Annotated in this window: 9 protein-coding genes; 7 read left to right on the top strand and 2 right to left on the bottom strand. The window is 73.8% G+C overall.

Going from position 1 to position 7,062, the window contains the following annotated elements; all coding sequences use genetic code 11:
• The first annotated feature begins 38 nt into the window (after positions 1–38).
• From ACFE60_RS16240 to ACFE60_RS16255, 4 genes are all read left to right on the top strand, one after another.
• Positions 39–731, top strand: a complete 693-nt coding sequence (locus ACFE60_RS16240) for a metal-dependent transcriptional regulator (RefSeq protein WP_375389900.1) — start codon at positions 39–41, stop codon at positions 729–731.
• Between the two features lie 408 nt (positions 732–1,139).
• The gene (locus ACFE60_RS16245; RefSeq protein ID WP_375389901.1) at positions 1,140–1,760 is read left to right on the top strand and encodes a C40 family peptidase; all 621 of its coding nucleotides are present in this window, start codon (positions 1,140–1,142) and stop codon (positions 1,758–1,760) included.
• 370 nt (positions 1,761–2,130) lie between these two features.
• Entirely contained in the window at positions 2,131–2,628 is a 498-nt protein-coding gene (locus ACFE60_RS16250; protein WP_375389902.1) for an HNH endonuclease, read from the top strand.
• A complete protein-coding gene (locus tag ACFE60_RS16255) occupies positions 2,625–3,572 on the top strand; it encodes a nucleoside hydrolase (RefSeq protein WP_375389903.1) in 948 nt (315 codons plus the stop codon). Before ACFE60_RS16250 ends, ACFE60_RS16255 begins: the two co-directional genes overlap by 4 nt.
• Before the next feature lie 22 nt (positions 3,573–3,594).
• Here the strand turns inward: ACFE60_RS16255 and ACFE60_RS16260 are convergent, their stop codons facing one another.
• Positions 3,595–4,692 (bottom strand): hypothetical protein, encoded by a 1,098-nt coding sequence (locus ACFE60_RS16260; protein WP_375389904.1) that lies wholly within the window; start codon positions 4,690–4,692, stop codon positions 3,595–3,597.
• A 346-nt stretch (positions 4,693–5,038) separates the two neighbouring features.
• Between ACFE60_RS16260 and ACFE60_RS16265 the strand changes: the two genes are divergently transcribed.
• Positions 5,039–5,428: a glyoxalase gene (locus ACFE60_RS16265; RefSeq protein WP_375389905.1), complete on the top strand. Its 390-nt coding sequence runs from the start codon at positions 5,039–5,041 to the stop codon at positions 5,426–5,428.
• A gap of 10 nt (positions 5,429–5,438) precedes the next feature.
• On the opposite strand, the gene ACFE60_RS16270 is transcribed toward ACFE60_RS16265, so the two are convergent.
• The gene (locus ACFE60_RS16270) at positions 5,439–6,308 is read right to left on the bottom strand and encodes an LLM class flavin-dependent oxidoreductase (RefSeq protein WP_375389906.1); all 870 of its coding nucleotides are present in this window, start codon (positions 6,306–6,308) and stop codon (positions 5,439–5,441) included.
• Positions 6,309–6,581: 273 nt separating this feature from the next.
• On the opposite strand from ACFE60_RS16270, the gene ACFE60_RS16275 reads away from it, so the two are divergent.
• Complete coding sequence (locus tag ACFE60_RS16275; protein WP_375389907.1) at positions 6,582–6,845, top strand: hypothetical protein; 264 nt, start codon at positions 6,582–6,584, stop codon at positions 6,843–6,845.
• Positions 6,846–6,854: 9 nt separating this feature from the next.
• A partial coding sequence (locus ACFE60_RS16280; RefSeq protein ID WP_375389908.1) for a hypothetical protein occupies positions 6,855–7,062 on the top strand: 208 nt, incomplete at its 3' end.

Below are 7,062 nucleotides of genomic sequence, written 5' to 3' on the forward strand. Positions count from 1 at the left end.
CCCCGTAGACTGGGCAGCGCTTGGAGAGGAGCGCCGCAGTGACCGATCTCGTCGACACCACCGAGATGTACCTGCGCACCATCCTCGATCTCGAGGAGGAAGCGATCGTGCCTCTCCGCGCCCGCATCTCGGAGCGGCTGGGGCACTCCGGTCCGACCGTGTCGCAGACGATCGCGCGCATGGAGCGCGACGGCCTCGTGATCGTGTCTGGCGACCGGCACCTCGAGCTCACCCAGGCGGGCCGCACGAAAGCCGTCCACGTGCTGCGCAAGCACCGCCTCGCCGAACGGCTGCTCAGCGACGTCATCGGGCTCGACTGGGAGTTCGTGCACGAGGAGGCATGCCGCTGGGAGCACGTGATGAGCGAGCAGGTGGAGAACCGCCTCGTCGAGATGCTCGGGAACCCGACCGAGTCCCCGTACGGCAACCCGATCCCGCCGCTCGACGACCTCGGCGCCGCGCCGTCCATCCGCTTCCTCGACGGCGTCGTGTCCCTCGTGCCGCACGTGCGCGCGTTCGGTGAACCGGTCCGGGTCGTCATCCGGCGGCTCGGCGAGCCCGCGCAGTTCGACCCCGAGCTGCTGGGCGAGCTGAAGGCCACGGGCGTCGTCCCCGGCGCCACGGCGCTCGCCAGCGCGACCGCGCACGGGGTGCGCATCGAGGTCGACGGGTTCGAGGAGGCGCTCGAGCTGCCGGCCGAGGTCGCCGTGCACGTGTTCGTCTCCCGCTGACGCAGCCGACGCACCCCCAGTTCGCGGGAGGGCCTGCGCGCGCCGTCGCGCGACGGCCCGCGATGCCCGGAACCACGCGGATCCGGGCCGCCCGAGGTGCGCGGGATCCTTCGAGCAGGAGTCGAAGGTCGCCCGCGCGTCGCGCGGACCGGCCGTGAGCGCATCGTTACCGTTGACCCTGCTTCCCGGGGGCATGTCACCTCCGGCGGATCAGCACTGGGGGTGCAGGTGGACGGCAGGACGGGCCTCGACGAGTCGCGCGGGCGGACCGCAGCGCGTCCCGGTCGCAACCCCTCGGTCGACCCGCGACGCGGTCGTCGGGCGACGCCCGCGCAGCGCCCGGCGGTCGAGCCGGCCCGCCCCGCGCAGCTCAGGTCCCGGTCCCGCGTGGTGCTCTCGGCGCTCGTCATGACCTTCGCCGCCGGCCTGGTGCTCACGCTGGCGCTGCCCTCGTACGCGTTCAACCCCGGGCGGGAGGACTCCGTGATGGGCCGCACGGTCAGCACGACCGGAGCCCAGGAGCTGCCGCAGGTGGCGCCCGACGTCGCGACCGCCGAGCTCGGCCGCGACGCCTTCACCGCGACCTCCTCCGCGACGCTGCTGCGCCAGGCCTACGCGGCGCAGTTCTCCTCCTACTCCGGCCCGAGCGCGGCGGACTTCCTGAAGAACCCCGCGCACCCGGCGTTCAGCCTCGACGCGGTCTACAACACGGCGCTGCAGTACCGCGGCGTGCCCTACGTGTTCGGCGGCGCGGACCCCAGCGGGTTCGACTGCTCCGGCTTCATCATGTTCGTCTATGCCCAGTACGGCGTCTCGCTGCCGCACTCGGTGCACGCCCAGGACGGGATCGGCGCGCCGATCTCCGAGGCGGACGCGCAGCCCGGCGACGTCGTCGTGTTCAACGACGACTCCCACGACGGCTTCTACGCGGGCGACGGCATGATCCTGCACGCGCCCTACCCGGGAGCCCGGGTCCGCGTGCAGAAGATCTGGACGAGCAACGTCCACTTCGTCCGCTTCGGCATCTGATCCCGCCCCCGCCGGGTGTGAACGGCCGGTTACGGTCCGGTTCCAGGTGACGCCCCGGACCCGGGATGTCCTGCGCGTCATCTAGCCTGACGCTCGAGACCCGGGCGGAAGGATCCCCTGATGGACGAGCGCAGGTACGGACGGTCCACGTCCGCCGTCCTGCGCGCAGCCCGTCAGGACGGTGCGGAGCATCATCTGCACGCCATACCGCCGGCGGTGCGTCGTGAGCAGGGTGTCGTCCGTCGGGCGGCGCCCTTCTTCGTTCCCGGGCGCCTGCCCGGGGTGCGCACCGGGCCTCGTGGCACCCGCCGCGACGTCGGTCCCGTTCGAACACCTGCAAGCCGTGCAGGCCGCTTCGAGAGGAACGCCCATGCGCACCCTGGTCCTGAACGCCGGCTACGAGCCGCTCGCCGTCGTGTCCTTCAAGCGGGCGCTCGTGCTCGTGCTGAACGGCAAGGCGACGGTCGTCCGCGCTGACGACACCCACCCGGTCTTCGCCGCCTCCGGCGCCTGGGACCGCCCGACCGTCATCGTCCTGACCCGGTACGTGCGGATGCCCGGGCTGCGGCGCGTGCCGGTCACGCGGCGCGGTGTGCTGCGGCGGGACGAGTTCCGGTGCTGCTACTGCGGCAAGGGGGCGACGACGATCGACCACGTGCTGCCGCGGTCGCGCGGAGGCGCGGACAGCTGGGAGAACCTGGTCGCCTGCTGCCTGCACTGCAACAACACGAAGGGGGACCGCACGCCCGCGGAGATGGGCTGGGCGATGCGGACGACGCCGAGGATGCCGCACGGCACGACGTGGCTGGTGCGGGGCGTCGAGCGGCCGCAGGCCGAGTGGCACGAGTACCTGGCGACCGCGGCATGAGCGGCGCGCCCTGGTACCTCGACTGCGACACGGGGATCGACGACGCCCTGACCCTCGGGCTGCTCGTCGCCGAGGGCGCCGATCTGAAGGGCATCGGCAGCGTCAGCGGCAACCTGTCCGCGGCGGGCGGCGCCCGGAACACGCTCGACCTCATGTCGCTGATGGGTCGAGCGGACGTGCCCGTCGCGGTCGGCGCGCACGACCCGCTGGGCGACGAGTTCCACGGCGTGGCGGACTTCGTGCACGGCGCGAACGGCATCGGCGACGTCGAGCTGCCGCGCGCGGGGGAGCCGGTCGCCGAGTCGGCGGCCGAGATGCTCGTCCGCCTCGCGCACGAGCACCCGGGCGCGCTGCGCGTGCTCGCCGTCGGGCCGCTGACGAACCTCGCGCTCGCGCTGGCGCTCGACCCCGAGCTGCCGTCGCTCGTGGCCGACGTCGTCATCATGGGCGGCGCCGCGCTGGTGCCCGGGAACGTCTCGTCGGTGGCGGAGGCGAACATCTGGAACGACCCGGTCGCCGCCGACCTCGTGCTCCAGGCGTCCTGGCCCGTCACGATGGTCGGGCTCGACGTCACGATGGACGCCCGGTTCGAGGAGACGCACCGGGTCGAGCTGGCCGCCGGCGGCGCGGTGCCGAAGGCCCTCGCCGCGATGCTCGGGGTGTACTTCCAGTACTACACGCCGATCCTCGGCCGCCCGTCCTGCGCCCTGCACGATCCGCTCGCTGCCGCGATCGCGCTCGGCACGGTCGTGCCCACGAGCGCGCCCGTCGTGCCGATCGAGGTCGACGCGACGGACGGACCCGGGCGCGGCCAGACGCTCGTGGACCTGCGCAGCCGGTTCGTCGGCTACCCGCCCCAGCCAGGCACGCGGCACCGGGTCGTGCTCGGGGTGCCGGAGGGGTTCGGCGACGAGCTGCTCGCGACGCTCCTCCGGCTGCCCTGACGACCCGGGAGGCTGGCCCTCGTCAGCGGGCGAGGAGGCGCTCGGCGCGGATCACCAGGTCGCGCAGCGGCGCCAGGTCGGCGTCGTCGACGACGCGGGGCGCGTCGTCGAACACGCAGAGCGCGCCGAGCGGGGCGCCGTCCGGGCCCTCGATCCGGTACCCGGCGTAGAACACCACGTCCCTGGTGCGCACCTCCGGCAGCGCGCTCAGCCGCGGATCGAGCGCCGCGTCCCCGACGATGAGGCCGCCGTACAGGCGCATCACGCGGTTGCACACGGTCTTGCCGCGGGGGAGGGACTCGGCGACGCCGCCGGTGCGCGCGAAGTAGTGCGTGCGCTCGTCGTCGATGAGGCTCATCGCCGCGGCGGCGGTGCCGTAGGTGGAGCGGGCGAGCTCGACGAGCTCCTGGAACTCCGCCGTCGGGACGCCGTAGCGCCCCTCGATCCGCTCGACCGCGTCGACGCGGAGGAACTCGTCGAAGGGGTCGTCCGGCGCGAACCGGACCATCGGCTCGACCAGGGCGCCCGCCGTGCGCTCAGCGATGTCGCCGGCCCACAGCGCCGCGCGCTCCTCCGGCGTCAGCGACGGATCGCCGTCCTCGAGCCGCACGACGCGGACCAGGGCATCGGCGGCCTCGGCCACGGTCCGGCTGAAGCCGTCCAGCTCGTGCCGGGTGAGGCCCGAGGCGAGCGGCGACGGCACGACGACCACGAGCGCCGACGCGACCGTGAGCCGCGCGGTGAGATCGGCGAGCACCGTCGCGAGCCGCTCGCGCGTCTCGGCCGGCGTGCGGCCGTCGCGGCGGGGCGCGAGCACGACGACGAGGGCGTCGAGGCGCGAGACGTCCCGATCCGACGCGAGCAGGTCGGCGACGGCGGTGGCGGACGGGTCGTGCGACGTCTGCACGTCGACCCCGTGGCCGGTGCGCGCCGCGAGCGCCGCGGCCAGCGCGTCGGCGATCGGCTGCTGCCGCGTCGGTGTCGTCACATCGGCGAGCAGGCGCCCGCCGAGCAGCAGGGCACGGTACGGGACGGGCCCGGAGGCGTGCCCGCTCGCGGCGCGCTCGGGCGCGGTCGCTCGGGTGTCGATGCGGGGGGAGGGGATGTCCACCAGGGTCACGCGGTCTTTCGCTCTCGTCGAGGAGCACGCCGCCGCGGTGGCGGACGCCGGCTCCGGTCGCCGTCGTGGAGACGTCGGATCGGTCGCGGAGCACTCCTGGATCGGCGACTGCAGTCGACGGTAGGCGACGTCGCCCGGCGGCGGTGCCATCTGTCGGGTCATTTCGTGCAGTCGCCTACGACCCCAGTTCGAGGGATCAGCGATTCGTGCGATCCAGGACGCGAATCGGTGCAGAAGACCCGATCTCCCAGGTGTTCTTCATCTTCATCGAATCGAGAGCCGGGTCTCGCGGCCGGCCTGATCCGGCCGTGCGTGCACCCCGAGGGACGGCCTGCAGGATAGCGGCGTGAACGACGCCGCCACGTCCTACCGCCTCGGACGGCTGCACCACGTGCAGCTCGCGATCCCGCCGCGCGGGGAGGAGGCGTGCCGGGCGTTCTGGGGCGCGCTGCTCGGGCTGGTCGAGGTCGACAAGCCGCCCGTGCTGGCGGCTCGCGGCGGCTGCTGGTTCCGCGGGGACGGGCTGGAGGTGCACCTCGGCGTCGAGGACCCGTTCGCGCCGGCGCGGAAGGCGCATCCCGGGGTGCTCGTGATCGGGCTGCCGGCGCTGGCCTCGGCCCTGGAGGCAGCGGGGCACGCGGTGACGTGGGACCCGGAGTTCCCGGGCCACGCCCGCCTCTACACGGCGGATCCGTTCGGCAACCGGCTCGAGCTGCTGGAGCCTCTGCCCGCCTGAGCGGTCCGGCTCAGCGCAGCAGGGCCTGCACCCGCGCCACCGAGCGCACGTAGCCGTCGAGGTCCGGCTCGGCCGAGGCGGACTGCAGCAGCACGGTCGTCGCGCCCGCATCGAGGAGGTCGCGCACGGTCGCCGCGACCGATCCGTCGTCGCCGGTGGCGCCGAAGCGGCGCTCGCCCTGCAGGCCCCACCGATCGAGCTCCGCCTCCAGCCGCTCGCTCGCACCGGGCCCGAACTCGGCGTTCACGAACACGACGACCTCGTGCGAGCCGGTCCGGCTCGCCTCCCGCCGCGCGGCGGTGATCCGGTCGACGGCGGATCGCGTCATGGCCGGCGTCGTGCCCGTCGTCAGCACCGTGCCGTCCGCGACCTCGCCGGTGAGCGCGATCGTCCTCGGCCCCTCGCCGGCCGCCAGGACGGGCAGCCCCGCGAGCGGCGGCCAGTCGAGCCGTACCCGGTCCAGGTGCACGTAGCGGCCGTCGGTCGTGACCTCCTCGCCGGCGAGCAGCGCACGCAGCGCCGGCACGTACTCGCGCATCAGCGTCAGCGGGCTGGCGACCCGGCGGCCGACCTGCCCCATCCAGTCGAGCACGCCGTGCCCGACGCCGAACCGGGCGCGGCCCGGGAAGAGCCGATCGATGGTCGCGAGCTCCATGGCCGTGATCGCGACGTTCCGCAGGGGCATCGGGAGGATGCCGACCCCGATCCGGATCCGTTCGGTGGAGGCGAGGGCGGCGGTCAGCGCGGCGATGCCGCTCTCCTTGAAGCAGTCCTCGAAGACCCAGAGCTCCTCGACGCCTTCCGCCTCCGCGAGCCGCACGGTCTCGATCAGGCGCTCCGGCGCGAAGCTCGGTTGGAAGATCATCCCCATCGATGCCATCCGGCCAGTGTGGACCCGCCGTCCGACGGCCGCCGGGGAGCGTCCGCCGCCCACGAGCGCGGGCCGGGCGGACGCCCCGGGAGCCGAAGCGGGTCGCCCTACTTCTTGCCCTTCTTCTTGCTCTTCTTCTTGTCCTTCTTGCTCTTCTTCGCCATGGTCGCCTCCCTCCGCGTTCCGCGCGTTCGGCGCGACATCGGCAGCGTAGTCAACGGATGCTTGACCGGCAAGGCAACTTCCTGTTGACGGATCGCCCGTCCCAGGTAGCCTCGGGACGTGGGCCAGGGCACCGATCTCAAGCGCTTCGAGCGCGCTGCCGACGCGCTCCGCGCCATCCAGGACCCGGTGCTGCGGCTCGACGTCATCCGCCACGCACGCGAGCGGCTCGAGGCGCTGGAGGAGGACGCGGTGCGCGACGCCCGCTCCGCCGGCATGACGTGGAAGGCCGTCGGCACCCTGTACGGGCTGAGCAAGCAGGGGGCGCAGCAGCGGTTCCGTGCGAACCCCGCCCGCGCGGGGCGGCCCATGCGGGAGGGCTAGCGTGCCGAGGTGGCTCATCCGCCGACCGTGACCCTGCGGGCTGTCGCCGACGGCGACCGCGACGTCCTGTTCCGCCTCGCCGCCGACCTGGACACGTGGGAGGAGCGCAGCCCGTCGGCTCCCGCCCCGCTGACGCGGGAGGCGCACGACGCCCGGCTGGCGCGCGCCGCCGACGACCCCGACGCCGCGCGCGACGTGCGGTTCGTGATCGACGTCG

Source organism: uncultured Amnibacterium sp. (genome assembly GCF_964245895.1).
Taxonomy (GTDB): Bacteria; Actinomycetota; Actinomycetes; order Actinomycetales; family Microbacteriaceae; genus Amnibacterium.

What these genes read in the sequence shown, in the direction of transcription:
- ACFE60_RS16245 (WP_375389901.1), top strand. Translation starts at nt 1,140, where the DNA reads ATGACCTTCGCCGCCGGCCTGGTGCTCACGCTGGCGCTGCCCTCGTAC.
- ACFE60_RS16270 (WP_375389906.1), bottom strand. Translation starts at nt 6,308, where the DNA reads ATGGCATCGATGGGGATGATCTTCCAACCGAGCTTCGCGCCGGAGCGC.
- ACFE60_RS16250 (WP_375389902.1), top strand. Translation starts at nt 2,131, where the DNA reads ATGCGCACCCTGGTCCTGAACGCCGGCTACGAGCCGCTCGCCGTCGTG.
- ACFE60_RS16255 (WP_375389903.1), top strand. Translation starts at nt 2,625, where the DNA reads ATGAGCGGCGCGCCCTGGTACCTCGACTGCGACACGGGGATCGACGAC.